The sequence below is a fragment of the Enterobacter cloacae complex sp. 342H5 genome (genome assembly GCF_050030905.1).
GTDB classification, from domain to species: domain Bacteria; phylum Pseudomonadota; class Gammaproteobacteria; order Enterobacterales; family Enterobacteriaceae; genus Enterobacter; species Enterobacter intestinihominis.
In genome coordinates this window covers 3961390-3984806 of sequence record NZ_JBLGVB010000001.1, presented here as the reverse complement: position 1 = coordinate 3984806, position 23417 = coordinate 3961390, and the positions used below count along the sequence as shown (strand labels likewise).

Annotated in this window: 24 protein-coding genes; 10 read left to right on the top strand and 14 right to left on the bottom strand. The window is 56.5% G+C overall.

What is annotated here, in order from left to right:
- Nucleotides 1-64 precede the first annotated feature (64 nt).
- The 4 genes from nlpI to mtr all read left to right on the top strand — a co-directional run bounded on the left by nlpI (nt 65) and on the right by mtr (nt 4412).
- Nucleotides 65-949 carry a lipoprotein NlpI gene (gene nlpI / locus ACQG03_RS18995; RefSeq protein ID WP_003861782.1) on the top strand — a complete coding sequence of 295 codons (885 nt, stop codon included), beginning with the start codon at nt 65-67 and terminating at the stop codon, nt 947-949.
- 107 nt (nt 950-1056) lie between these two features.
- Nucleotides 1057-1137 (top strand): protein YrbN, encoded by an 81-nt coding sequence (gene yrbN, locus ACQG03_RS18990; RefSeq protein ID WP_097397692.1) that lies wholly within the window; start codon nt 1057-1059, stop codon nt 1135-1137.
- The gene (locus ACQG03_RS18985; RefSeq protein ID WP_022649514.1) at nt 1130-3025 is read left to right on the top strand and encodes a DEAD/DEAH family ATP-dependent RNA helicase; all 1896 of its coding nucleotides are present in this window, start codon (nt 1130-1132) and stop codon (nt 3023-3025) included. Before yrbN ends, ACQG03_RS18985 begins: the two co-directional genes overlap by 8 nt.
- A 142-nt stretch (nt 3026-3167) precedes the next feature.
- On the top strand, nt 3168-4412 hold the full coding sequence (mtr, locus tag ACQG03_RS18980; protein WP_038416787.1) for a tryptophan permease: 1245 nt from the start codon (nt 3168-3170) through the stop codon (nt 4410-4412).
- 84 nt (nt 4413-4496) lie between these two features.
- On the opposite strand, the gene ACQG03_RS18975 is transcribed toward mtr, so the two are convergent.
- The 3 genes from ACQG03_RS18975 to ubiU all read right to left on the bottom strand — a co-directional run bounded on the left by ACQG03_RS18975 (nt 4497) and on the right by ubiU (nt 7463).
- The gene (locus tag ACQG03_RS18975; RefSeq protein ID WP_063163498.1) at nt 4497-5504 is read right to left on the bottom strand and encodes a luciferase-like monooxygenase; all 1008 of its coding nucleotides are present in this window, start codon (nt 5502-5504) and stop codon (nt 4497-4499) included.
- 77 nt (nt 5505-5581) lie between these two features.
- Complete coding sequence (locus ACQG03_RS18970; RefSeq protein WP_048965974.1) at nt 5582-6460, bottom strand: U32 family peptidase; 879 nt, start codon at nt 6458-6460, stop codon at nt 5582-5584.
- A 7-nt stretch (nt 6461-6467) separates the two neighbouring features.
- The gene (gene ubiU / locus ACQG03_RS18965; RefSeq protein ID WP_022649510.1) at nt 6468-7463 is read right to left on the bottom strand and encodes a ubiquinone anaerobic biosynthesis protein UbiU; all 996 of its coding nucleotides are present in this window, start codon (nt 7461-7463) and stop codon (nt 6468-6470) included.
- Nucleotides 7464-7684: 221 nt separating this feature from the next.
- Between ubiU and ubiT the strand changes: the two genes are divergently transcribed.
- Together ubiT and ACQG03_RS18955 are read left to right on the top strand one after the other, a co-directional pair.
- Nucleotides 7685-8209 carry a ubiquinone anaerobic biosynthesis accessory factor UbiT gene (gene ubiT / locus ACQG03_RS18960; protein ID WP_023307057.1) on the top strand — a complete coding sequence of 175 codons (525 nt, stop codon included), beginning with the start codon at nt 7685-7687 and terminating at the stop codon, nt 8207-8209.
- A complete protein-coding gene (locus ACQG03_RS18955) occupies nt 8203-8706 on the top strand; it encodes a GNAT family N-acetyltransferase (RefSeq protein ID WP_022649509.1) in 504 nt (167 codons plus the stop codon). Before ubiT ends, ACQG03_RS18955 begins: the two co-directional genes overlap by 7 nt.
- Here ACQG03_RS18955 and ACQG03_RS18950 read toward each other — a convergent pair.
- Nucleotides 8693-9022, bottom strand: a complete 330-nt coding sequence (locus ACQG03_RS18950; RefSeq protein ID WP_003861768.1) for a GIY-YIG nuclease family protein — start codon at nt 9020-9022, stop codon at nt 8693-8695. The genes ACQG03_RS18955 and ACQG03_RS18950 overlap by 14 nt on opposite strands.
- A gap of 14 nt (nt 9023-9036) precedes the next feature.
- On the opposite strand from ACQG03_RS18950, the gene ACQG03_RS18945 reads away from it, so the two are divergent.
- On the top strand, nt 9037-9471 hold the full coding sequence (locus ACQG03_RS18945) for a YhbP family protein (protein ID WP_022649508.1): 435 nt from the start codon (nt 9037-9039) through the stop codon (nt 9469-9471).
- Here ACQG03_RS18945 and ACQG03_RS18940 read toward each other — a convergent pair.
- Nucleotides 9451-9969 carry a type 1 glutamine amidotransferase domain-containing protein gene (locus ACQG03_RS18940; RefSeq protein WP_015571965.1) on the bottom strand — a complete coding sequence of 173 codons (519 nt, stop codon included), beginning with the start codon at nt 9967-9969 and terminating at the stop codon, nt 9451-9453. The genes ACQG03_RS18945 and ACQG03_RS18940 overlap by 21 nt on opposite strands.
- 128 nt (nt 9970-10097) lie before the next feature.
- Between ACQG03_RS18940 and ACQG03_RS18935 the strand changes: the two genes are divergently transcribed.
- Both ACQG03_RS18935 and ACQG03_RS18930 read left to right on the top strand, forming a co-directional pair.
- Complete coding sequence (locus tag ACQG03_RS18935; protein ID WP_022649507.1) at nt 10098-10742, top strand: NAD(P)H-binding protein; 645 nt, start codon at nt 10098-10100, stop codon at nt 10740-10742.
- A 40-nt stretch (nt 10743-10782) separates the two neighbouring features.
- Nucleotides 10783-11820, top strand: coding sequence for a permease (locus ACQG03_RS18930; protein WP_023307055.1), 1038 nt, complete (start codon nt 10783-10785; stop codon nt 11818-11820).
- Nucleotides 11821-11870: 50 nt separating this feature from the next.
- Here the strand turns inward: ACQG03_RS18930 and dolP are convergent, their stop codons facing one another.
- The 4 genes from dolP to ACQG03_RS18910 are packed head-to-tail and all read right to left on the bottom strand — an operon-like array spanning nt 11871 to nt 15559.
- Entirely contained in the window at nt 11871-12446 is a 576-nt protein-coding gene (gene dolP, locus ACQG03_RS18925; RefSeq protein WP_022649505.1) for a division/outer membrane stress-associated lipid-binding lipoprotein, read from the bottom strand.
- 9 nt (nt 12447-12455) lie between these two features.
- Entirely contained in the window at nt 12456-13046 is a 591-nt protein-coding gene (gene diaA / locus ACQG03_RS18920; protein ID WP_003861754.1) for a DnaA initiator-associating protein DiaA, read from the bottom strand.
- 21 nt (nt 13047-13067) lie between these two features.
- Entirely contained in the window at nt 13068-13463 is a 396-nt protein-coding gene (locus ACQG03_RS18915; RefSeq protein ID WP_003861751.1) for a YraN family protein, read from the bottom strand.
- Nucleotides 13421-15559, bottom strand: coding sequence for a penicillin-binding protein activator (locus ACQG03_RS18910; RefSeq protein ID WP_045622090.1), 2139 nt, complete (start codon nt 15557-15559; stop codon nt 13421-13423). The genes ACQG03_RS18915 and ACQG03_RS18910 overlap by 43 nt, the downstream gene beginning before the upstream one ends.
- 61 nt (nt 15560-15620) lie before the next feature.
- On the opposite strand from ACQG03_RS18910, the gene rsmI reads away from it, so the two are divergent.
- Nucleotides 15621-16484 (top strand): 16S rRNA (cytidine(1402)-2'-O)-methyltransferase, encoded by an 864-nt coding sequence (rsmI, locus tag ACQG03_RS18905; RefSeq protein WP_063146524.1) that lies wholly within the window; start codon nt 15621-15623, stop codon nt 16482-16484.
- A gap of 67 nt (nt 16485-16551) precedes the next feature.
- Here rsmI and ACQG03_RS18900 read toward each other — a convergent pair whose 3' ends face one another.
- The 5 genes from ACQG03_RS18900 to ACQG03_RS18880 form a co-directional block, all read right to left on the bottom strand.
- Nucleotides 16552-18441: a hypothetical protein gene (locus tag ACQG03_RS18900; RefSeq protein ID WP_063163500.1), complete on the bottom strand. Its 1890-nt coding sequence runs from the start codon at nt 18439-18441 to the stop codon at nt 16552-16554.
- Nucleotides 18442-18457: 16 nt separating this feature from the next.
- Nucleotides 18458-19630 carry a MalY/PatB family protein gene (locus tag ACQG03_RS18895; RefSeq protein WP_023307051.1) on the bottom strand — a complete coding sequence of 391 codons (1173 nt, stop codon included), beginning with the start codon at nt 19628-19630 and terminating at the stop codon, nt 18458-18460.
- Between the two features lie 12 nt (nt 19631-19642).
- On the bottom strand, nt 19643-21214 hold the full coding sequence (gene malX / locus ACQG03_RS18890) for a maltose/glucose-specific PTS transporter subunit IIBC (RefSeq protein WP_426726144.1): 1572 nt from the start codon (nt 21212-21214) through the stop codon (nt 19643-19645).
- Nucleotides 21215-21331: 117 nt separating this feature from the next.
- A complete protein-coding gene (gene kbaY / locus ACQG03_RS18885; protein ID WP_003861740.1) occupies nt 21332-22204 on the bottom strand; it encodes a tagatose-bisphosphate aldolase subunit KbaY in 873 nt (290 codons plus the stop codon).
- Nucleotides 22205-22216: 12 nt separating this feature from the next.
- Nucleotides 22217-23362, bottom strand: a complete 1146-nt coding sequence (locus ACQG03_RS18880; RefSeq protein WP_063163501.1) for an SIS domain-containing protein — start codon at nt 23360-23362, stop codon at nt 22217-22219.
- Nucleotides 23363-23417 lie beyond the last annotated feature (55 nt).

Below are 23417 nucleotides of genomic sequence, written 5' to 3'. Positions count from 1 at the left end.
GGACGCCTTGTTAAGCCGCCGGGGGACAGGACGTTCATCCAATAGTTGTCTTCGGGAGTGGGAAATGAAGCCTTTTTTGCGCTGGTGTTTCGTTGCGACAGCTTTAACGCTGGCAGGATGCAGCAACTCTGCCTGGCGTAAGAGCGAAGTCCTCGCAGTGCCATTGCAACCGACTTTGCAGCAGGAAGTGATTCTGGCACGCATGGAACAAATACTTGCCAGTCGGGCTTTAACCGATGACGAACGCGCACAGCTTTTATATGAGCGCGGAGTGTTGTATGATAGTCTCGGTCTGAGGGCATTAGCGCGAAATGATTTTTCACAAGCGCTGGCAATTCGACCTGATATGCCTGAAGTATTCAATTACTTAGGCATTTATTTAACGCAGGCAGGCAATTTTGATGCTGCCTATGAAGCGTTTGATTCTGTACTTGAGCTTGATCCAACTTACAACTACGCGCACTTGAATCGCGGTATCGCATTGTATTACGGCGGTCGTGATAAGTTAGCGCAAGATGATCTGCTGGCGTTTTATCAAGACGATCCTAATGATCCTTTCCGCAGCCTGTGGCTTTACATCGTTGAGCAGAAGCTCGATGAGAAGCAGGCCAAAGAAGCACTGAAACAGCGCTTCGAGAAATCGGACAAGGAACAGTGGGGATGGAACATTGTCGAGTTCTACCTGGGCAACATTAGCGAAGCAACGCTGATGGAACGCCTCAAGGCGGACGCAACGGATAACACCTCGCTCGCTGAGCATCTCAGTGAAACCAACTTCTATTTAGGTAAGTACTACCTAAGTCTGGGGGATATGGACAGCGCTACGGCACTGTTCAAATTAGCGGTTGCTAACAACGTACATAACTTCGTTGAGCACCGTTATGCATTGTTGGAATTATCGCTCTTGGGCCAGGAGCAAGACGACCTGGCAGAATCGGACCAGCAATAGCTGACGACATAAACATCAGCCCGTAATCTTTTGATTGCCATCACCTTCACTGGTGAGGGCGTTGTTGTTCGTCAATACATCTAATTTGAGCCGGTTCACACTTTTCAATGAAAATTGCTAATCATTTTCACGATGAGCTAAGTAGACTGGCCGCCATTAATATCGAGGCACTTGTACTACATGGCTGAATTCGAAACCACTTTTGCAGATCTGGGCCTGAAGGCTCCTATCCTTGAAGCCCTTAACGATCTGGGTTACGAAAAACCATCTCCGATCCAGGCTGAGTGTATCCCACACCTGCTTTCTGGTCGTGACGTGCTGGGCATGGCCCAGACCGGTAGCGGTAAAACCGCAGCATTCTCGCTGCCGCTGCTGAACAACATTGATCCGGACCTGCGTGCACCGCAGATCCTCGTCCTGGCTCCAACCCGTGAACTGGCTGTTCAGGTTGCTGAAGCAATGACGGAATTCTCTAAACATATGCGCGGCGTAAACGTGGTAGCCCTATACGGCGGCCAGCGTTATGACGTGCAGTTACGCGCCCTGCGCCAGGGCCCACAGATTGTTGTCGGTACGCCGGGCCGTCTGCTGGATCACCTGAAGCGCGGTACCCTGGACCTCTCTAAGCTGAGCGGCCTGGTACTGGATGAAGCAGATGAAATGCTGCGTATGGGCTTCATCGAAGACGTTGAAACCATCATGGCGCAGATCCCGGAAGGTCATCAGACCGCTCTGTTCTCTGCAACCATGCCAGAAGCGATCCGTCGCATTACCCGCCGCTTCATGAAAGAGCCGCAGGAAGTGCGTATTCAGTCTAGCGTGACCACTCGCCCGGACATCAGCCAGAGCTACTGGTCTGTATACGGCATGCGCAAAAACGAAGCGCTGGTCCGTTTCCTGGAAGCGGAAGATTTTGATGCGGCGATTATCTTCGTACGTACCAAAAACGCGACCCTGGAAGTTGCTGAAGCGCTGGAGCGTAGCGGCTACAACAGCGCAGCGCTGAACGGCGACATGAACCAGGCGCTGCGTGAGCAGACTCTGGAGCGTCTGAAAGACGGTCGTCTGGATATCCTGATTGCAACCGACGTGGCAGCACGTGGTCTGGACGTTGAGCGTATCAGCCTGGTTGTAAACTACGATATCCCAATGGACTCCGAGTCTTACGTTCACCGTATCGGCCGTACCGGTCGTGCGGGTCGTGCGGGCCGTGCGCTGCTGTTCGTTGAGAACCGCGAGCGTCGTCTGCTGCGTAACATTGAACGCACCATGAAGCTGACCATTCCAGAAGCCGAACTGCCAAACGCAGAACTGCTGGGCAAACGCCGTCTGGAAAAATTCGCCGCGAAAGTACAGCAGCAGCTGGAAAGCAGCGATCTGGATCAGTACCGTGCGCTGCTGTCCCAGATCCAGCCTGTCGCTGAAGGCGAAGAGCTGGATATGGAAACTCTGGCCGCAGCACTGCTGAAAATGGCGCAGGGCGAACGTAGCCTGATCGTGCCACCTGATGCACCGATGCGTCCTAAGCGTGAGTTCCGTGACCGTGACGATCGTTTCGAACGTCGTGGCGACCGTAACGACCGTGGTCCACGCGGTGACCGTCCAGAGCGTGGTGGTGAAGACCGTCCACGTCGCGAGCGTCGTGACGCTGGCGAAATGGAACTGTATCGCATTGAAGTGGGCCGTGATGATGGTGTTGAAGTTCGTCACATCGTTGGCGCGATCGCTAATGAAGGCGACATCAGCAGCCGTTACATCGGTAACATCAAGCTGTTCGGTTCACACTCAACGATCGAGCTGCCAAAAGGCATGCCGGGCGAAGTACTGCAGCACTTTACTCGCACCCGCATTCTGAACAAGCCAATGAACATGCAACTGATGGGTGATGCACAGCCTCGCTCTGACCGCGGTGGCGAACGCCGTGGCGGTGGTCGCAGCTTCGGTGGCGAGCGTCGTGAAGGCGGTCGTAGCGAAGGTCGCACTGGCGAACCTCGTCGTTTCTCCGGCGAGCGCCGTGAAAATCGTGGCCCACGCCGCGAAGAAGGCACCAGCCGTCGTCGTTTCGGTGACGCGTAAGCCTTTTCGCTTTTGACGTAAAGTAAAATATACAGCCCCGATAGTTGTTATCGGGGCTTTTTTTATTCCTTTTGTACTCTTGTACTGGTACAGTGCGTCACATTAAAATGCACACCACATTTTTGACTGGAGATAAGGCCGCATGGCAACACTAACCACCACCCAAACGTCACCTTCGCTGCTTGGCGGCGTGGTGATCATCGGCGGAACCATTATTGGTGCCGGGATGTTCTCCCTGCCAGTGGTTATGTCCGGTGCGTGGTTCTTCTGGTCGCTGGCGGCGCTGGTTTTCACCTGGTTCTGCATGCTCCATTCCGGGCTGATGATCCTTGAAGCAAACCTGAACTACCGCATTGGCTCCAGCTTCGACACCATCACCCGAGATCTGCTGGGCAAAGGCTGGAACCTGGTGAACGGGTTGTCCATCGCGTTTGTACTCTATATCCTGACCTACGCGTACATTTCAGCGAGCGGGTCGATTCTGCATCACACCTTCTCCGAGATGTCGCTGAACGTTCCGGCGCGTCTGGCGGGTCTCTGCTTCGCGCTGGGCGTGGCGTTTATCGTCTGGATGAGTACCAAAGCGGTCAGCCGCATGACGGCGATCGTGCTGGGCGCCAAGGTCATCACCTTCTTCCTGACCTTCGGCAGCCTGCTGGGGCACGTCACGCCGGCCACGCTGTTTAACGTTGCGGAAGTGAACACTTCCTACACGCCATACCTGCTTATGACGTTGCCATTCTGTCTGGCGTCGTTCGGCTACCACGGCAACGTACCGAGCCTGATGAAGTACTACGGCAAGGATCCGCGCACCATCGTGAAATGCCTGATTTACGGCACGCTGCTGGCGCTGGGGCTGTATGTGATCTGGCTGCTGGGGACGATGGGTAACATCCCGCGTCCAGAATTTATCGGCATTGCGCAGAAGGGCGGTAACATTGATGTGCTGGTACAGGCGCTGAGTGGCGTGCTGAACAGCCGCAGTCTGGATCTGCTTCTGGTGGTCTTCTCTAACTTTGCGGTGGCGAGCTCATTTCTCGGCGTGACGCTGGGCCTGTTTGACTACCTGGCAGATCTGTTTGGTTTTGATGACTCTGCGATGGGGCGCTTCAAAACGGCGCTGTTAACCTTCCTGCCACCGATTGTGGGCGGCCTGCTGTGGCCGAACGGTTTCCTGTACGCCATCGGCTATGCAGGACTGGCGGCTACCATTTGGGCGGCGATTGTACCGGCGCTGCTGGCGCGTAAATCACGTAAGCGCTTCGGCAGCCCGAAATTCCGCGTCTGGGGCGGAAAACCGATGATTGCGCTGATCCTGGTATTTGGTCTCGGCAATGCGGTGGTGCACATGCTGTCGAGTTTTAATCTGTTGCCTGTGTATCAGTAAACAGAAAGCCCGGTGGCGCTACGCTTACCGGGCCTACAGGGATCGCGTAGGCCGGATAAGGCGAAGCCGCCATCCGGCAAAAAACTACCCCACCAACTCCTCTTTCACCTGCATCGCCAGATCAAATGAATGCAAACGCGCCTGATGATCGAAAATCTGGCCGTTGACCATAATTTCATCCGCCTGCGTTTCTCGTAGCACTGCCTCCAGACCGTGACGCACCTTCGCCTTATCACCCACCAGCGACATGCTCAGGGCCTGCTGCACGCCATACTGCTCGGAGGCCGACCACAGCTGATGCATATTTTCAACCGGTGGCGGCAACTGGCCCGTCTCGCCGCGACGCAGCTTCACAAACGCCTGCTGCATGGAGGTAAACAGGAATTCCGCGTCGCGGTTGCTGTCGGCGGCAATGATATTGATGCACACCATCGCATACGGCTTCTCAAGACGCTCGGAAGGCTTGAAGTTTGTGCGGTAGAGATGCAGAGCCTGATGCAGCATATCCGGTGCGAAGTGGGAAGCGAACGCGAACGGCAGCCCCAGCTGTGCGGCAAGCTGTGCGCTGTACAGACTTGAGCCTAACAGCCACACCGGGATTTTCTCGCCGTAGCCCGGCACCGGGCGCACGTGCGGGTTAGGATCGCTCGCATCGAACCAGCCTACCAGCTCCGCTACATCACGCGGGAAGTTGTCGATATCGCCGCTCATATGGCGACGCAGGGCGCGCATGGTCGGCTGGTCGCTGCCCGGCGCGCGGCCAAGACCCAAATCAATGCGACCGGGGTAGAGTGTATTCAGGGTGCCAAACTGCTCGGCAATCACCAGCGGGGCATGGTTCGGCAGCATCACGCCACCGGAGCCAAGGTGCAAAGTAGTGGTATTCGCCGCCAGATAGCCAATCAGTACTGAGGTGGCGGCGCTGGCGATGCCCACCATATTATGGTGCTCCGCCAGCCAGTAGCGGTGATAGCCACGTTTTTCGGCAAGCTGAGCCAGATCCAGAGAGTGCGAAAAGGCTTCTCTTGCCGAGGAGCCTTGTGGAATCGGTGCCAGATCCAGCACCGAAAACGGAATGGTTTTGTCAGTCATAACAGCTCACTTTGTCGACGGTCAATCTTTAATACTGCATTAAAAAATGATAACCGTTGTTAACAAAGTGAGCTTTTTTACCCCTGCAATTCCAGCCCGGCGAGACGTTTCCAGTAACCGTTGCAGTCGCTGTTTGCCGTCAGCGGCAGCGGCGAGGCGCCGTTTTCGTTGGCACGGAAGGCGTCCAGCATGGCGAACACGCCGGTATCGAGCGGCGAAAGACGCACCATATCCACCAGCCCATGCATTGACGCCAGCTCGTTGCCGAGGTTATAGACGTAACCGCTCATAGTCTGAATGCCGTTGAGGACAAACACCTGCTGATTCTCCTGCGACAGCATGCTGCGTCCGTTCGGGTACTTAATGCAGCAGGTTTCACACTCGTCTTTCGGGCGATCTTCGGAACGCGCGGTGAAGCAGCGGGCAGAGTAGGCCAGCGGCAGATGGCCGTAGCTCAGCACTTCGACTTCAAACTGATTGCGAATGCCCAGCTCGTCACACTGATTTAGCAGGTTGACCAGCCAGTCGCGGGAGAGCTCAACCGGCATGCACCAGCGTGTCATCCCCTGTTTGAGCAGCAGGCGCAGGGTCACCGCGTTATAGCAGTTCAGCGCATGTCCGGCGACAAACGGCAGCTTACGCTCGGCGCACATGTTCACCACGCCCAGGTCGCTCGCCTCCAGCAGGAACTCACCGTTTTCGACGTAGCGCTTCAGCTCGCCCAGTTCAGAGGACGCCTGCACCAGCGCCAGCGTCGAGAGCACCACCTGCTTGCCGCTGCCGGCCAGGCTTTTCGCCATATCCAGCCAGTCGCCCACTTTGGTGGCGCGGCGCTTGCTGCACACCGCTTCGCCGAGGTAAATCACATCGGCGCTGCTGTTAGCCGCCTGCTGGTAAAAATCTTCCAGCGTCTCTTTTGGCCAGTAGTAAAGCACCGGCCCTAATGAATATTTCATGATTATCTCACTGCCATTTACGGTGATACGCGCCGAGCGTGGTTTGCGTGCCTTCGGACATCGCGCCGAGCGTCTCCATCCAGGCCGCCTGCGGGGCGTAGTTTTGCGGGTCCGCCATGCAGCGGTCGATGGCCTGACGCCACACCTTCGCCACCTGGCTCACGTAGGCCGGGCTACGCTGGCGGCCTTCGATTTTCACCGAGGCAATGTTGGCGGCCAGCAGTTCCGGCAGCAGCTCCAGCGTGTTGAGGCTGGTGGGCTCCTCCAGCGCGTGGTAGCGCTCGCCGTCCACCAGATAGCGGCCTTTGCACAGTGTCGGGTAGCCCGCGTTTTCACCGTCCTGATAGCGGTCGATTAACACGTTATTCAGGCGCGACTCCAGCCCCTGCGGCGTTTGCTGCCAGCGAACGAAGCGGGCAGGCGAGCAGGCACCGACGGTATTTGGCGATTCCCCGGTAAGATAGGAAGAAAGATAGCAGCGGCCTTCGGCCATGATGCACAGGCTGCCGAAGGCAAAAACCTCCAGCGGCACTGGCGTGACGCGCGCCAGTTGCTTAACCTGATGAATAGAGAGCACGCGCGGCAGCACCACGCGAGCCACGTCAAAGTGTCGATGATAAAAACGCACGGCCTCTTCATTGGTGGCCGATGCCTGAACAGAGACGTGGCGCTCAATATGCGGATAACGTTCTGCCGCATACTCAAGCATAGCGAGGTCGGCCAGGATCAACGCATCGGCGCCCAGCTGGGCCGCCATATCCACGGCGCGCTGCCAGCGGGCGTAGCCATCAGGATGGGCAAAGGTATTGATGGCGATGTGCAGTTTGCGCCGGTGCTGGTGAACGAAGTTAACGGCTTCCTGAAGCTTTTTCTCCGTAAAGTTAAGACCCGCAAAATGGCGGGCATTGGTATCATCTTTCAGCCCGATATAGACCGCATCGGCCCCATTTTCGATGGCCGCCTTAAGCGCCGGAAGGTTTCCGGCAGGGCAGAGCAGCTCCATAATTTATCCCGATGTTGTCGATCGCAGGGATCGTAAAAAATGTTAACGAGCTGGGATTTTAATTAACCCATACGCGACAATTTTTGATTTAAGGCAGCTAATGGCGTATTGATGGCACCAATAATGAGGTATACCGGACAACGGTTTGTTGATTTACGCCGCTATCTTCTTGTCGGGATATGGCAAAATAGCAGGACTATAGCTATCAGGGAGTAAAGCTCGTGCTGGATAAACTGCGTTCACGTCTCGTACAATTCGGTCCATCAATGCTGAGCGTGCCGGTAAAACTGGCGCCGTTCGCGCTTAAACGCCAGGTGCTGGAACAGGTACTGAGCTGGCAGTTCCGCCAGGCGCTACAGGACGGTGAGCTTGAGTTTCTGGAAGGCCGCTGGTTAAAGATTGAAGTACGCGATATCGGGTTGCGCTGGTTTACTTCCGTAGAGAACGATCGGCTTATCGTCCGTGAAACCGCCGAGGCGGATGTCAGCTTTAGCGCGGATGCCAGCGATCTGCTGATGATCGCCGCGCGCAAACAGGATCCGGACACCCTCTTCTTCCAGCGTCGTCTGGTGATTGAAGGCGACACGGAGCTCGGTCTGTACGTCAAAAATTTAATGGATGCCATTGAGCTGGAGCAGATGCCGAACGCACTGCGTATGATGTTGATGCAAATGGCAGATTTCGTTGAGGCCGGGCTAAAAACCCCGCCGGACAGTAAACACACTTCAGTAGGTGAACCATGCTGATTCGAGTCGAAATTGGGATTGATGCGCCGGGTATCGATGCGTTGTTACGCCGCTCTTTTGCAGGCGACGCCGAAGCTCAACTGGTTCACGATCTTCGCGAAGATGGCCTGATTACGTTGGGCCTGGTTGCCACCGACGATGAAGGGCAGGTAGTCGGCTACGTGGCGTTCAGTCCGGTGATTGTGCAGGGCGAAGAGTTACAGTGGGTCGGCATGGCGCCGCTGGCGGTGGATGAAAACTACCGTGGACAGGGCCTGGCACGCCAGCTGGTCTATGAAGGGCTGGATTCCCTGAATGAATTCGGCTATGCCGCTGTCGTCGTTCTGGGCGATCCGGCGTTCTACGAGCGTTTAGGCTTTGAGCCAGCGTCCAGATACGATCTGCGCTGCCACTGGCCAGGCACGGAAACATCTTTCCTGGTACATCCTCTGGCGGACGATTCGCTCGACGGCGTTACCGGTCTGGTGGAGTACCACGATCATTTCAATCGTTTTTAAGCAGGCTTTCGCGTAGCGCCTCGAAAGAGCCGTCCCCGTTGACGAGACGCTCTTTCTGGCGCTTCGTCAGCTGCTTGATGCGGTATTCCAGCCTGAGCGCCAGGGATCTGTCGCCCACGGCGGCTGAAAACGCCAGCTGAAGTTCACCTTTCCCCCGCAGTGCTTTCGCCCCTTTTCCCGTTTGATGTTGTAAAAAACGCCGTGCCACATCGGTAGTGATCCCGGTGTAGAGTGCGTTATCAGCGGTTCGGACAAGATAGAGAAACCAGCACACGGTAAACAGATTCAGTATGTTAAGGTGAACGCACCATAGCATGAGAGAGAGCGAAAATGGAAACACTGGCCGCCATTAACCGCTGGCTGGCAAAGCAGCATGTTGTGACCTGGTGCGTCTGTAAAGACGAGGAAATGTGGTGCGCAAATGCCTTTTATTACTACGATCCCGAGCGCGTGGCCTTTTACGTGATGAGCGAAGACAAAACGCGGCATGCGCAGATGACGGGCCAACAGGCAAAAGTGGCGGGCACGGTAAATGGACAGCCTAAAACCGTTGCGCTGATCCGCGGGGTCCAGTTCAAAGGCGAAATTCGTCGCCTGGAAGGTGAGGAAAGCGACGCCCAGCGTAAACGCTATACGCGCCGCTTCCCGGTGGCCGCAGCGCTAAAAGCCCCGGTGTGGGAAATCCGCCTCGATGAGCTGAAATTTACCGACAACACCCTGGGCTTTGGCAAGAAGCTGCACTGGTTACGCACCGAGCAGGCGTAGCGCTTCGCGGTTAAACGCTGGAAGATCGTCCGGCGTACGGCTGGTGATCAGCTGATCGTTATCGTTCACCACTTCCTGATCGTAGAACTCGGCACCGGCGTTTTTCAGATCGATAACGATCGGTTTCACCGCGGTGAGCTTACGCCCGCGTACCACCTCGGCGCTGATGAGCAGCTGTGGACCGTGGCAAATGGCAAACACCGGTTTACCGGTGCCGACGAAGTCACGGGTAAAGGTGACGAAACGTTCGTCCCCGCGCAGGGAATCCGGTGAATGGCCGCCCGGTAACAGCAGGGCGTCGAAATCCGACGGGCTGACGTTATCAATGGATTCGTCAATGGTCACGCTGGCTTCACCCTTGTGGCCCTTCACGGTTTTACCCGCTTCTTTTTCGATGGTGACCACCTCGTGGCCCGCCTTGCGGAATGCCTCTGCTGGCGACGTAAATTCTGAATCTTCAAACTCGTCGGTAATCAAGACTGCGATTTTTTTACCCATGCTTCCTCCGTTGTTTTCGCTTCAGACTGTTTTTTTCCCGTTTGTGGTAAATACTTACCGGTAACAGACTTTTAAGTGTGGTAGAGCAGGCCCAGATCGCAAACGGACAATTCTGTAAAGGGGACAAGATGAGTCAGGTACTGATTACCGGCGCAACCGGGCTGGTGGGTGGACATCTGCTGCGGCTGCTGATCCAGGATCGGCATATCAACTATATCGCCGCCCCGACGCGTCGCCCGCTGTTGGATATCACCGGCGTCTATAACCCGCACGATCCCCAGCTTACCGACGCGCTGGCGCAGGTGCAGGATCCCATTGATATCGCCTTTTGCTGCCTTGGCACCACCCGACGGGAAGCGGGCAGTAAGGAAGCCTTTGTCCATGCAGATTACACGCTGGTGGTAGATACCGCCCTGACGGCCAAAAAGCTGGGTGCAAAGCATTTCCTGGTGGTCAGCGCGCACGGCGCGAACGCAGGCTCGCCGTTTTTTTACAACCAGGTGAAGGGCAAAATGGAAGAGGCGTTAATCGCGCAGCAATGGGAGCGCCTGACCATCGTGCGGCCTTCCATGCTGATGGGCCACCGCGACGAACGGCGTTTTAACGAGTCTTTTTTCGCTCCGCTGTTTCGCATCCTGCCAGGTAACTGGAAGTCCATCGAGGCGCGGGATGTCGCGCAGGCGATGCTGAAAGAGGCACTGGCTCCGTCGCAAGAGGGGGTTAATATTATCCCTTCGGCAAAACTGCGTGAAATCGCGCAGGGCGAGGCGTAAACTTCCCCGGCTTATTAAATAACACCTTCCGGGGAATGGTATGACTGGTCAGTCTTCATCTCAGGCGGCAACACCTGTTCAGTGGTGGAAGCCCGCACTCTTCTTTCTCGTGGTCATCATTGGCCTCTGGTATGTGAAATGGCAGCCGTACTACGGTAAAGCCTTCACCGCCGCCGACACCCACAGCATCGGTAAATCGATTCTCGCGCAGGCCGATTCCAGCCCGCTTCGCGCGGCGTGGGATTACGCAATGGTCTATTTTCTTGCCGTCTGGAAAGCGGCGGTATTGGGCGTATTGCTGGGCTCGCTGATTCAGGTACTTATCCCGCGTAACTGGCTGATAAAAACCCTGGGACAACCGCGCTTGCAGGGCACGCTGCTGGGAACGATTTTCTCCCTGCCGGGCATGATGTGCTCCTGCTGCGCTGCACCGGTGGCGGCGGGTATGCGCCGACAGCGCGTGTCGATGGGCGGTGCGCTTGCCTTCTGGATGGGTAACCCCCTGCTGAACCCGGCAACGCTGGTGTTTATGGGCTTCGTTCTCGGCTGGCATTTCGCGTTTATCCGTCTGGCGGCTGGCCTGCTGACGGTGGTGCTTGTCGCTACGCTGGTGCAGCACCTGGTGAAAGACAACGAGGCCGGGCCTGCCTCCGTTGAGCTGGACCTCAGCGATCCGCAGGGCAGTTTCTTAGCTCGCTGGGGCAAAGCGCTGTGGCAGCTTTTCTGGAGCACAATCCCGGTCTATATCCTGGCCGTACTGGTGCTCGGGGCGGCGCGCGTCTGGCTGTTCCCGCATGCGGATGGCGCTATCGACAACACGCTGATGTGGGTGATTGCGATGGCGGTGGCCGGTTGCCTGTTTGTGATCCCAACCGCGGCGGAGATCCCGATTATTCAGACCATGATGATGGCTGGCATGGGTACCGCACCGGCGCTGGCGCTGCTCATCACGCTGCCGGCGGTGAGCCTGCCGTCGCTGATCATGCTGCGTAAGTCATTCCCGGCGAAAGCGCTGTGGCTGACGGCGGGGCTGGTGGCGTTGAGCGGAGTGATTGTGGGGAGTATGGCGCTGGTGTGAAAGAAAGCCCGGTGGCGCTGGCGCTTACCGGGCTTACAGTCAGGTGTGAATTACTTGATATAAGTAAAGGCGGTGGTGACGTGCTTCACGCCGCTCACCCGGCTGGCGATATCCGCCGCCGCTTTCCCTTCACGTTCTGTCACCAGGCCCAGCAGGAACACTTCGCCGTTCTCAGTGGTTACTTTCACGTTTGAGGATTTCACCTGGTCGGTACCCAGCAGCTGGGAACGCACTTTGGTGGTGATCCAGGTATCAGATGACGCGGTGCCGAGACCAATCGGCTGGCCCTGGCGGATCTCGTTAAACACTTCCGCCGTACCTTCTACGCCCATCGCGATCTGTTTGGCGCGCGAGGCGAGTTCAGGGGTTGGCGCCTGGCCTGCCAGCAGAACTTTGCCCTGATAAGCCGTCACGTTAATGCGTGCTTCCTTCTTGATCTGTTCGTCTTTCGACAGCGCACTGTTTACGCGCAGCTCAAGCGTACCGTCATCCACCTGCGTCCCAACGGTACGCGGATCGGTCGCTGCTTTGGTGCCGACCGCTGCGGTACCGACTACAGCGGCAGCGATGCACCCCTGAAGCAGTAATGCAGACATCACGACTGCAAGGGCCGATAAAACCTTCATGAGAACTCCTTAATCATCCTGGTGAGGGAAAAGCGTGTTATCGATCAGATCGCATAAGCAGTTCACCGTGAGCATATGCATCTCCTGGATGCGGGCGCTACGGTGCGAAGGAATGCGGATTTCCACATCCTGCGGCCCCAGCAGGCCAGCCAGCTCACCGCCGTCGTAACCGGTCAGGGCGACAATCGTCATGTCCCGGGTTACTGCCGCTTCAACCGCCTTAACGATATCCCGGCTGTTACCGCGCGTGGAGATCGCCAGCAGCACGTCTCCGGCATGGCCTAAGGCGCGCACCTGCTTGGCGTAAATTTCGTCATGCAGACGATCGTTGGCAATCGCAGTTAAGACCACGTTATCGGTGTTTAGTGCAATGGCAGGTAAACTCGGTCGCTCGGTTTCGAAGCGATTGATCATGCTGGCAGCAAAATGCTGTGCGTTGGCGGCGGACGTGCCATTGCCACAACAGAGGATTTTGTTGCCGTTGAGCAGCGACTGAACCAGCGTCATCGCTGCACGCGAGATCGCGTCCGGAAGGGCTTCCGCTGCGGCAATCTGCGTTTGAATGCTTTCTGTGAAGCACACTTTTATTCGTTCGAGCACGGTATCCCTTTAAAATCTTATTTATGCGTCTTCGCCAAACGCGTTTTTAAGCCAGTCGATCGCATTTCCGGTGAAGGCTACCACATCGAAACGGCAATCCACAGTATCAAAACTCCCATTATGGCGGGCAAGCCACAAGTGGGCAGTCTGTAATAATTTTTGTTGTTTGGCGAGCGTCACGCTGGCGGCAGCACCGCCAAAACGGGACGACTGTCGGTAGCGTACTTCAACAAACACGATGGTTTGACCGTCTTTCATAATCAGGTCAATCTCGCCGCCGCGCCCGCGAACGTTGGCGGCGACAAAGCGCAGTCCTTTGCCTTCAAGCCAGCGGCGCGCTTTTAGCTCCCACGCGTCGCCGGTCTGTTTACGGCTTAACTGGCCGGGACAATCTGCCCCTGCTGGTATTTGAGCCATGATAACTTCCTGTTAATCACACAATCCTGATCGGCGGTCAGATCGCCGGTATTCCCGTTAAGCTCAAAGCCCGGTACCTGGCGCATCTGGGTAAAGTGGTTTGCCAGCGCCCAGGCATCGACGCCCATCGCGTACAGACGCGCCAGGGAATAATCATTGCGCACCGCGCCCAGCGCCTGCTGCATCAACTGCGGGTTGCTGCCTGCCAGCATAGGGATCTCGCTGTATTGCAGTCCTTCCATTTCCAGACGGAAATCCGGGCCTGCGGTACCCTGTGCGCTGCGGGAGCTGGCGTAGAGCGTTGCGCCGCTCTGGCTGCCGTTACGCATGGCGATCATTGGTTTGATAAAGGCGATCTCTTCCGGCGTAGCGACGATGTATGCCGAATCCACTTTACCGCCGCCGCTGATTTGCGCGTCGGTAGGGGGGGCTGGGATCGTCAGACCGCCGATGGTGACGCTCTGCTGCTGCGGCAGGCTGGCGGATACCGGGCTACCGTTGAGGGCAATACCTGCCCCGCCGTTCACGCCCGCTCTCAGTTCGGAAGCTGAGCCAAATTTCTGCTGCAACACCACGCCACCGCCAAGGGTCTGCCACTCTTGCGCAAAGGCGTTGGCAACGCGGTCGCCCAGCGTGCTGCGTGGGATCAGCAGCAGCGGCGCCTGTTTGCCCTGCTCGTGGATATGACGGGCCGCATCGCGGGCTTCATCCTCCGGAGAGAGGGCGAAGTAACAGATATTGGCGCGGTTCTGAACCTGCTCAGGCTGGTTAAGCGCCAGCACGTTCAGCGTGGTGTTGCTCTTCATCAGCGCTTCCACATTGTTTTTCAACAGCGGGCCGACAACGATGCTGGCCCCGTCCTGCTGAACCTGCGCCAGCACCTGGTCAAGCGGCTGGGCGCTGGTGTCGTAGATTTTCAACTCTGCACCAGGGTTAGCGCTGGTGGTGGCCACAGCCTGCGGCTGGGCTGCTGGCTGCTGTTCCGGCTGCGCGGTTTGCGGCTGAGGTTGTTCTGCCGTCGCGGGCGCCGGAGTTTCAGCCGGGGCCTGTGTTGCCGCAGGCGCTGAGGTAGCGGGTTGCGTCGTTGGGGCGGTAACCGGATTCTGCATGGTGCCCTGGGCAGGGGTTTGCGCGGTGGTCAGGTCGCTGGTTTCGGCGGCTGACGGACTGACGACGTCATTCACATTCGCCGCCTGTGCTGCCTGCGCCGGAACGGCGCTGCCGGTGACGGCGGTAGTGCCGTTTTTCGCGGCTTCAAAACCTTGCTGAATGGCGCGGCCAAACACCGCTGCCTGGCCGTTTAACGGCAGCAGCAGGGCGATTTTGCTGGTGGAGGCGGGCTTAAAGTTTTGCACGTTCACCAGCTGCGTTGGCAGCATTTTTGCTCCCGGGTTTTGCGGGTAGCGCTTTTGCCAGTCGGTAATGCCGGCTTTCAGCATGTTCGGATCGCTGCGGTTGTTGAACCACATCTGTTGCAGATCCAGCCAGCCTTGCAGGACATTTTCATCGGCGTTGATCACCAGCGCTCTGGCCTGATCCTGGGTCATGGAGGCGAGTGCCTGCCAGGTTGCGTCAATATTTTTCTGCTTGTCCGCACCCGCGAGCAGAGGCTCCTGGGCAATCAGCGCGCGGAGAAGCGTCAGGGAGGGGCGACCTTGCTCAGCGGTGATACCGGCCTGCCAGAAACGGGCCTGCTGATTCTTATCCAGCGCGCTCAGTTCGATAGTGCCGAGGATCTTCTTCGCGCCGTCGAAATCTTTCTGCGCGACCTTCAGTTCTGCCGACAGCAGCGTCTGCTCATGGCGCTGATCGTCGTTAAGATCCTGCGGCAGCTGGCTGAACAGCTCGGCGGCCTGCTGGGTTTTTCCTTCCTTCAGCAGTGCACGAATGGCGAGTAATTGCCAGTTGATCCTGGTATCATTTGAACTCTGCGACATTTGTTGCAGATAAAAGCCAGAATCAGCCTGAGCGGATCCCTGCATATGAGCAGTGCTCTGGTCGGGTGCCTGGGTGCCGCAGCCGGTAAAGATCAGGGCTGCCAGCAGGAGGGGCACGCTGTGCGCGGCTTTTTTTCGAAGAAACGTTAACGGTACCATACTGTATCCAGTGATTTTTTTACGCAATGCTCAATATTAAATCGGCAATACGGACGAAACAATGAAACAACACGAAACGGCAGATAATTCTCAAGGCCAGCTTTATATTGTACCTACTCCTATCGGGAATTTGTCTGATATTACCCAACGTGCACTCACTGTATTGCAAGCTGTTGATTTAATTGCTGCTGAAGACACCCGTCATACCGGTTTACTGCTGCAGCACTTTGCCATTAACGCCCGTTTGTTTGCCCTGCACGATCACAATGAGCAACAAAAAGCCGAAACGCTGGTGGCGAAGCTGAAAGAAGGGCAGAACATCGCGCTGGTCTCCGATGCGGGTACGCCGCTTATCAACGATCCGGGTTACCATCTGGTGCGCACCTGCCGTGAAGCAGGGATCCGCGTTGTGCCGCTGCCGGGGCCGTGTGCTGCTATTGCCGCATTAAGTGCGGCGGGCCTGCCGTCCGATCGTTTCTGCTACGAAGGTTTCCTGCCTGCTAAATCCAAAGGCCGTCGCGACGTGTTAAAGGATCTGGAAGCAGAGCCGCGTACCCTGATTTTTTACGAATCAACCCACCGCCTGCTGGAAAGCCTGGAGGATATGGTTACCGTCTGGGGCGAATCCCGCTACGTGGTGCTGGCGCGCGAGCTGACCAAAACCTGGGAAACCATTCACGGCGCGCCGGTTGGCGAACTGCTGGCGTGGGTGAAAGAGGATGAGAACCGCCGCAAGGGCGAAATGGTGCTGATTGTCGAAGGGCATAAAGCGCAGGAAGACGCCCTGCCTGCCGATGCGCTGCGTACGCTGGCCCTGCTACAGGCTGAACTCCCCCTGAAAAAAGCGGCGGCGCTGGCGGCGGAGATCCACGGCGTGAAGAAAAATGCGCTGTATAAATATGCGCTGGAGCAGCAGGGGGAGTAAGCCCCTGCCGCCTGTTTTGCCGGGTGGCGGCTTCGCCTTACCCGGCCTACACCGTGTCAAAGCCTCACTATTTTCCCGGCATCGCTTCAAACACCAGCGTTTCCAGCGGTTGCAGCGTAATCACCACAGCGTTTTTATACTCCTCTGGTACGGTCGAATTACTGCCGTACACGGCTTTCAGGGTAAACTGCGAGCGCTCTCCTGCCGGGATCTCAAAATCTTTGGTTAAATCCAGGTAGTAACGTTGCGGCTTATCCGACGGGTTGCGTAAACCAAAAATCGCTTTGTCTTTACTCCATGAGGCCCAGCCGTAAACCTCAAGCGAAGTTGGGTCACCGCCAATCCAGTGCGTATCCACCAGCACGCTGGCATTCTCACGCGACCACTTCGCCGCCTGTGCCAGGGTGTCCCACTTCGCCTTGTTAAGCATGGACGGCGTGATGTACAGCTCCTGAAGTTGAGTTCCGGTCGCGAAGTAGCTCCAGACCTGATCGGCAAAATCACCGTCCGTTTGTACTTTCTCCAGTCCATAGTAAGCGTTCTCTGCACTGACGATCCCGTGGTACATCAGGGAGTTCAGCGGGAACAGCGGGCCTTTGCGTACGATGGAGCGATAAGTTTCGGCATCCCGGTAGGTCATCCACTGCTGCACTGGCGTGCCGGGACCGTACAGGTTGATATCATCGCCCTGACGCCAGATTGAATCAGCATAGAACAGCCAGGACGGGCTCGCGTCGGTCCCGGTGGTCAGGTTGATAAACAGGTTCGGGTTTGCGCTGCGCATGTTGTGCAGCAGGGCAATGGACGCGTCAAAATCCGATGCAAATGGGCTGCCCTTGATATGCGAATTGGCGTTACCCATTCCGTCGAGTTTGAACGAGGTAATGTGCTCGTTTTTGATCAGCTTAATGATCTGATCGTTAAAGTTTTTAAAGTAGTTCGGCCCCGACAGCGCCAGCTTGCCGTCTACGGTTTCGAAACCATACTCTTTTGCATGCGAGACGCGAATATCGCGCGGCTTGTTGTAACCGCCCCACGGTGAAAGCCACAGCCCAACCGAGCTATGCAGGCTATCGGCTTTTTCCCTGACTTTGCCAAAACCGTTGCTGAATGCCGGGCCAAACAGCCAGCGTCCGGTGCGATCGTCCCAGCCATCGTCCAGCAGGAACGCGTCCAGCGTCACCCCGCGTCCGGCAATAAATTCTTTATTCCATTCGTCCATCCGCCCAATGACATCCTGCTCGGAGTAAGGAGTAAAGAAGCCAATGTCCATCCAGCTGTTGTAGTGCAGATAAGGCTTATAAGGCCGCGGGCGCACGGCATCGATAAACTGGTTTACGCTGCGCCGCAGCTGATTAGTTTCCGGGAAAGTGCCGAACCAGGTGGTAAAACTGACCGGTGTCTCAGGCAGAATTGGCGTTTTCAGCTCCACGTTGAGGTTCGTGGTGGCTTCATAAGCGTAAGTATTCACAATCGGTTTGTCTGGCAGGATGAAGAACGAGTCGGCCACGATTGGCGAGCTGTTAATCGCCCCGTCAACGTAAGGTGCCTGAGACTGCTTCTTCGTCGGGAAGAAGGTCATTTTCGCTACGTCCCGCGGCTGCCCGACGGCGGCGATGGTGTAGCCGATGCTGGCGTATTTTCCCTTCACCAGGTTCAGTTTCACCGTTACGTTAAAATCCGGATGCGTAAAGTCGATGACTATCGCGTTGTCCTGCTTTTCGACGTGCTTGATTTTGAAATCAGCGGTGTGGATTTTTGTTTCATCCGGCAGCGTCAGAAAGAACAACTCCTGGGGCGTGAGTGGATGGTTAGCTTTGCTGTCCGTTACTACTACCGTTGCATTTGCATCATCAAACGAAAGGGCAATATTGTTGTTACTGAGCGCGTAGTTTGCTGCCGCCGCGCCATGAGAAACACAGAGAGCCAGCAGCGAGAGAGTGAGCCTTGTTTTCATCGGGGTAAGATCCTTATCAGTAATGCTTCAGCATTCGGTTGATGGACTGTTCCAGCCAGTAGCGCTGGGTGCCGAAGTTAATACGCAGGTAGTTTTCGCCGTTTTGTACGTAGTGGCTGCCATCTTCGATGACCACGCCAGCCTGTTTGGCGAAATGTTGGGTTAGCGCCGTCGCACTGCGATCGTCCGCACTGACGTCTATCCAGGCGAGATACGACGACTCCGGGTTCATCATCTTCCATGCAGGGAAGTGGGTCTGGATGGCATCCGCAAGGTAGCGGGCATTGCCGCGCAGATAACCATTCAGCGCGTCGAGCCATGGCAGACCTTGCTGATAGGCCAGAATAATCCCCCACACGCCGAAGATATTCGGCGAGGTAATGGAGTTCTTCTCCAACTGCTGGCGGAAACGCTGGCGCAGCGAATCGTCTGGAATCATTGAGTAGGATGTTTTTAGCCCGCCAAGGTTGAAGGCTTTATTGGGGGAGGTCAGCACAATCAGGTTGTCCTGGGCGGCACAGCCCGAAGTCAGACAGCTGACGAATGTACCGTCCAGAATGTGCTCGGCGTGAACCTCATCAACCACCAGAATCGTGCCGTAGCGCTTACAGAGATCGGACACCTGGCGTATCTCATCCGCGCGCCAGATGCGGCCCGAGGGGTTATGCGGCGAGCAGAAAAACCACAGTTTTGGACGGTGAGTTTTGAGCTGAACTTCAATCAGATTAAAATCCAGCTGATAGCGGTTTTCCTTCACGCTCAGCGGATTTGCAAGCACCCGCACGCCCTGTCGCTGTGTCGCCATCGCAAACGGGTCATACACCGGGGTGTTCATCATCACGCAGTCGCCGGGATTGCAGAACGCCTGAACCGTATAGTGCAGCGTAGAAACGGTGCCGTAGGTCAGGGTGATCCATGACTTATGCACCTCAACCTGATGACGGGTGCGCTGGAAGGCGATGACCGCATCGTAGAATTCGTCGAAGCACCAGGTGTAACCGAAGGTGCCATGCTCCACGATGCGCTGAAAGCCTTCAATCACGGCGGGTGGCGAGGTGAAATCCATGTCTGCTATCCACAGCGGGATAAATCCCTCCGGGACATCACCGAAACGCGAACACACAAACGCATGATCCCATTTACGGCATTTATCGCTTTTACGCTCAATGATTCTGTCGAAATCAAACACAACGACCCCCTGTTAAATTAAGGCTTCAATGCCGGATTTGACGCTTTGCACCTGCGGGCCGATGATCACCTGAACGCTGTGGGCATCAAGCACCACGACTGACAAGGCGCCAGCGGCCTTCAGCGCCTGCTGGTCGATAAGCCCCATATCTTTCACCACCAGACGTAAGCGGGTAATACAGTTGTCGAGCGACTCAATATTCTCTTTACCGCCAAGCGCGCGAAGAATAAGCCCATGATCGTATTTTGATTTTCCACGTGCCCGGGTATTGGCTTCCACCGCCTGGAGCGCACCCTGCGCGTCAACCTCACGGCCTGGCGTTTTTATATCGTGCTTGAGGATGTACCAGCGGAAGACGAAGAAGTAGATAGCAAACCAGGCAATACCCACCGGGAACAGCAGATACCATTTGGTCGACATCCCCTGCATGACGCCGAAGATCAGCAGATCCAGAATACCGCCGTCAGTGTTGCCGATGGTGACGCCGAGCAGCGCCATCACCATCAGCGCCAGGCCAGACATAACGATATGAAACGCGTAAAGCACAGGGGCAATAAACAGGAACAGGAACTCAATCGGCTCTGAAATACCCGTGACAACTGAAACCAGCACGCCTGAAAGCAGCAGCCCTTTAATCACCGGACGGTTTTCCGGGCGCGCGGTGCGGTAGATAGCGTAAGCCACGGCAGGCAGGCCGAAGATAAAGGTCGGCATAAACCCTTGCGATAAAAATGCCGTAACGTGCGGGCTAAACGGCAGACCCGCTTTCAGCTCGGCGTAGAAAATGTTCAGCGCACCGGCCACTTCCTGGCCGTTAACCATCTCAATGCCGCCCGCCGGGGTGAAGCGCACCATCGCCAGCAGTATGTGATGCAGGCCAAAAGGTTTGAGTAGCAGCACGCCCACGCCATACAGGAACGGCCCAAAGACGCTGGTGCTCTGGATGATATGACCAATCCCGGCAATGCCCATTGCCACATATTCCCACAGCAGGGGGATGACCAGGCCGACCAGCGACAGGGTGAGGGCGGTAACAATCGGAACAAAACGAATGCTGCTAAAGAAGGCAAATGCGTCGTGCAGCACCGTGTCCTGGAAGCGTTCGTGCAGGAAGTAGGTGATCACCCCTACCACAATGCCGCCGAGCACGCCCATCTCCAGCGTTTGAATGCCAAGCACGATGGATTGTCCCACCTGTCTCATGGTGGCGGCATCCGCAAGCTGGTGGGTGGCGGTCAGGTAGTAATTGATGCTCATGTTCATCAGCATGTAGCCAACGAATCCGGCAAAAGCGCCCACCGCTTTATTACGTCTGGCAAGGCCCATTGGGATCGCCATGGCAAACATCAGCGGCAGATAGGTAAAAGCAAAGCCGCCGACCATGGCGATAAAACCAAAGGTGAGCTGCGTTAACTCGCCGCCCAGAAAGGGAAAACTTTTGATGGTGGAAGGGCTGGTGACAGAACTACCGATACCTAACAACAACCCCATAAAGGCCAATAGCGAAACCGGGAACATAAACGTCTTTCCCAGGCTCTGGAAAAACTCCCACGCTTTCGATTTAAACGACTTTTCCTGTGTCATGTAGGGACTCCTCGGATTTTTTTGGATAATGGAAGGCGCTGTCCGGCTTAAGGACGCGCCTTCATATTTGCGAGGCTTATAGTTATTTTTTAGGTACTAACGTTATGCGCGATGGGTTCAGGCTTCAGCCGGAAGCAGCAGCCGGTTCGCCGAGCCGCAAACGGTGATTTTGCTTCTGACCACCTCTTTCATGGCATCCATGCCGACGCGCATGTAGAAGCGCGGATCGTTGCCCTGTGGGTTCTCGGCAAACCAGGCTTTGACTGCGTCAGAGAAGGCGATTTTCAGCTCTGTTGCGACGTTAACTTTGCAGACGCCCAGCTCAATGGTGCGGCGTACATCCTCATCCGGAACATCGCTCGCACCGTGCAGTACCAGCGGCACTGTCACTACCTCGCGGATCTCGGCCAGCCGCTGGAAGTCGATTTTTGGGCGTTTGGTATAGAGGCCGTGCGCGGTTCCGATGGCAACGGCGAGGCTGTCCACGCCTGTCAGTTCGACAAAGCGTTTTGCTTCCTGCGGGTCGGTCAGGAACGCGCTTTCGGCGTCGACGCTCATGTCATCTTCCACTCCACCCAGTCGGCCCAGTTCGGCCTCGACGCTACAGTCGTTGAGGTGACAGAAATCGACGACCGATTTCACCAGCTTGACGTTTTGTTCGAAGGGGTAATGGCTACCGTCGATCATTGCGCTACGTACGCCGGCATGGACTTTGCGGCGAATGTCATCCAGCGATTCGTGGTGATCGAGGTGTAGCGCCAGCGGCATGTCATAAGTAAGGGAATATGCGCTGCACAAGGCGTAGATCTCTTCCAGCGCAATATGTTTAAACGTCCCCGGCGTACCCGCGAGGATCACCGGGGATCGCATTTCGCTACAGACTTCGAGGATCGCCTGGATCGTCTCGGCGTTATGAATGTTAAAGGCCGGAACGGCATAGCCCTTTGCCTGTGCGTCCTGCAAAAGATATTTGGTGGAAATAATACTCATGAGCCTGTCCTCCTAAGCCTGCCACGGATGAATAACGACGCCCTGGACCACACGGTTAACCGTACCGCTGGCGGATGGCGTATCTGGCGTATTGCCAACGTGCAGAGACTGGGTCAGTGCGAAGACCTGGGCGTACATCAGGAAGCAGAACGCCTGCTCCATATCGTTAAATGAACGAGAAGGCGGCAGCAGGATATGCGGGCCAGCTTCAATGACCGGATCCGTTTCGGCTGCAATGGCTACCACGCGCATAGCCTGACGATCGCGACGCAGCTCGGCGAGCAGATCCAGATCGTACTGACGCGTGTACGGATGGCTGGAGACAAACACGACGACCAGCGTTTCGTTGTCCACCAGTGACTTAGGCCCGTGACGGAAACCCGTTGGCGAATCGTAGAATGCCGCCAGTTTGCCGGCGGTCAGCTCCAGCACTTTCAGCGCAGACTCCCGTGCGGCGCCCTGTAATCCACCGCTGCCCAGATAAACAATGCGTTTCCACGGTTCGTTACCAAAGACGCCGGGGCTGAAATCGCCAAGCGAAGTGAGGATCGCCTGACAGCGATCGGACACGTTCCGGAACGTTTTGCTGTTGATCGTTTCCGGTGCGAATACCGCCAGGCAGCTCGCCATCATGGTGGTGATGCTGCTTGTCATCGCGAACCCGCGATCGTGCGTTTCGGCTGGCATGAGCAGAGCGCAGGCGTTATCGCTGTCGACGGCATTCTGGTACAGGCTGCCCGCTTCATTACAGGTGATCGACAGGTGGTAGCACTCCGGTACGAACTGATTCGCCAGCTCAACGGCGGCGACGCTCTCCGGGCTATTGCCAGAACGGGCGAAAGAGACCAGAAGCAGCGGGTGCGCAGGGCTGAAATAATCCATCGGGTTGGTGACCAGATCGGTCGTAGGTATCGCGACGATGTTTTTCCCCGTGTGGCTGGCAAGCCATGGCGCAATGATGTCGCCGATAAAAGCGGACGTACCCGCGCCGGTCAGAACGATCCGCAGATCGGGCTTGCGCAACAGTGGCGTCAGAAAACTGTCGATCGAGGTGCGCAGGTTATCAATATTGTTGAGCGAGCGAAGCCAGCTGGCTGGCTGCTGGCGGATCTCTTTTTCGGTCCAGGTGCCGGTGGTGGCGGTAGTGGTTTGTGGCATAACTCAGTCCTTAGTCGTGTGAATTCCACATCAGACGCTGGCAAACGTGTCGCTA

Coding starts and splice junctions, on each gene's coding strand:
- ACQG03_RS18985 (WP_022649514.1), top strand. CDS start 1,130: ATGGCTGAATTCGAAACCACTTTTGCAGATCTGGGCCTGAAGGCTCCT.
- rsmI (WP_063146524.1), top strand. CDS start 15,621: ATGAAACAACACGAAACGGCAGATAATTCTCAAGGCCAGCTTTATATT.
- ACQG03_RS18955 (WP_022649509.1), top strand. CDS start 8,203: ATGCTGATTCGAGTCGAAATTGGGATTGATGCGCCGGGTATCGATGCG.
- ACQG03_RS18970 (WP_048965974.1), bottom strand. CDS start 6,460: ATGAAATATTCATTAGGGCCGGTGCTTTACTACTGGCCAAAAGAGACG.
- ACQG03_RS18935 (WP_022649507.1), top strand. CDS start 10,098: ATGAGTCAGGTACTGATTACCGGCGCAACCGGGCTGGTGGGTGGACAT.
- mtr (WP_038416787.1), top strand. CDS start 3,168: ATGGCAACACTAACCACCACCCAAACGTCACCTTCGCTGCTTGGCGGC.
- ACQG03_RS18915 (WP_003861751.1), bottom strand. CDS start 13,463: ATGGCTCAAATACCAGCAGGGGCAGATTGTCCCGGCCAGTTAAGCCGT.
- ACQG03_RS18900 (WP_063163500.1), bottom strand. CDS start 18,441: ATGAAAACAAGGCTCACTCTCTCGCTGCTGGCTCTCTGTGTTTCTCAT.
- nlpI (WP_003861782.1), top strand. CDS start 65: ATGAAGCCTTTTTTGCGCTGGTGTTTCGTTGCGACAGCTTTAACGCTG.
- malX (WP_426726144.1), bottom strand. CDS start 21,214: ATGACACAGGAAAAGTCGTTTAAATCGAAAGCGTGGGAGTTTTTCCAG.
- ubiU (WP_022649510.1), bottom strand. CDS start 7,463: ATGGAGCTGCTCTGCCCTGCCGGAAACCTTCCGGCGCTTAAGGCGGCC.
- kbaY (WP_003861740.1), bottom strand. CDS start 22,204: ATGAGTATTATTTCCACCAAATATCTTTTGCAGGACGCACAGGCAAAG.
- ACQG03_RS18950 (WP_003861768.1), bottom strand. CDS start 9,022: ATGCTATGGTGCGTTCACCTTAACATACTGAATCTGTTTACCGTGTGC.
- ACQG03_RS18940 (WP_015571965.1), bottom strand. CDS start 9,969: ATGGGTAAAAAAATCGCAGTCTTGATTACCGACGAGTTTGAAGATTCA.
- ACQG03_RS18880 (WP_063163501.1), bottom strand. CDS start 23,362: ATGCCACAAACCACTACCGCCACCACCGGCACCTGGACCGAAAAAGAG.
- yrbN (WP_097397692.1), top strand. CDS start 1,057: ATGAAAATTGCTAATCATTTTCACGATGAGCTAAGTAGACTGGCCGCC.
- ACQG03_RS18945 (WP_022649508.1), top strand. CDS start 9,037: ATGGAAACACTGGCCGCCATTAACCGCTGGCTGGCAAAGCAGCATGTT.
- dolP (WP_022649505.1), bottom strand. CDS start 12,446: ATGAAGGTTTTATCGGCCCTTGCAGTCGTGATGTCTGCATTACTGCTT.
- ACQG03_RS18930 (WP_023307055.1), top strand. CDS start 10,783: ATGACTGGTCAGTCTTCATCTCAGGCGGCAACACCTGTTCAGTGGTGG.
- ACQG03_RS18975 (WP_063163498.1), bottom strand. CDS start 5,504: ATGACTGACAAAACCATTCCGTTTTCGGTGCTGGATCTGGCACCGATT.
- ACQG03_RS18910 (WP_045622090.1), bottom strand. CDS start 15,559: ATGGTACCGTTAACGTTTCTTCGAAAAAAAGCCGCGCACAGCGTGCCC.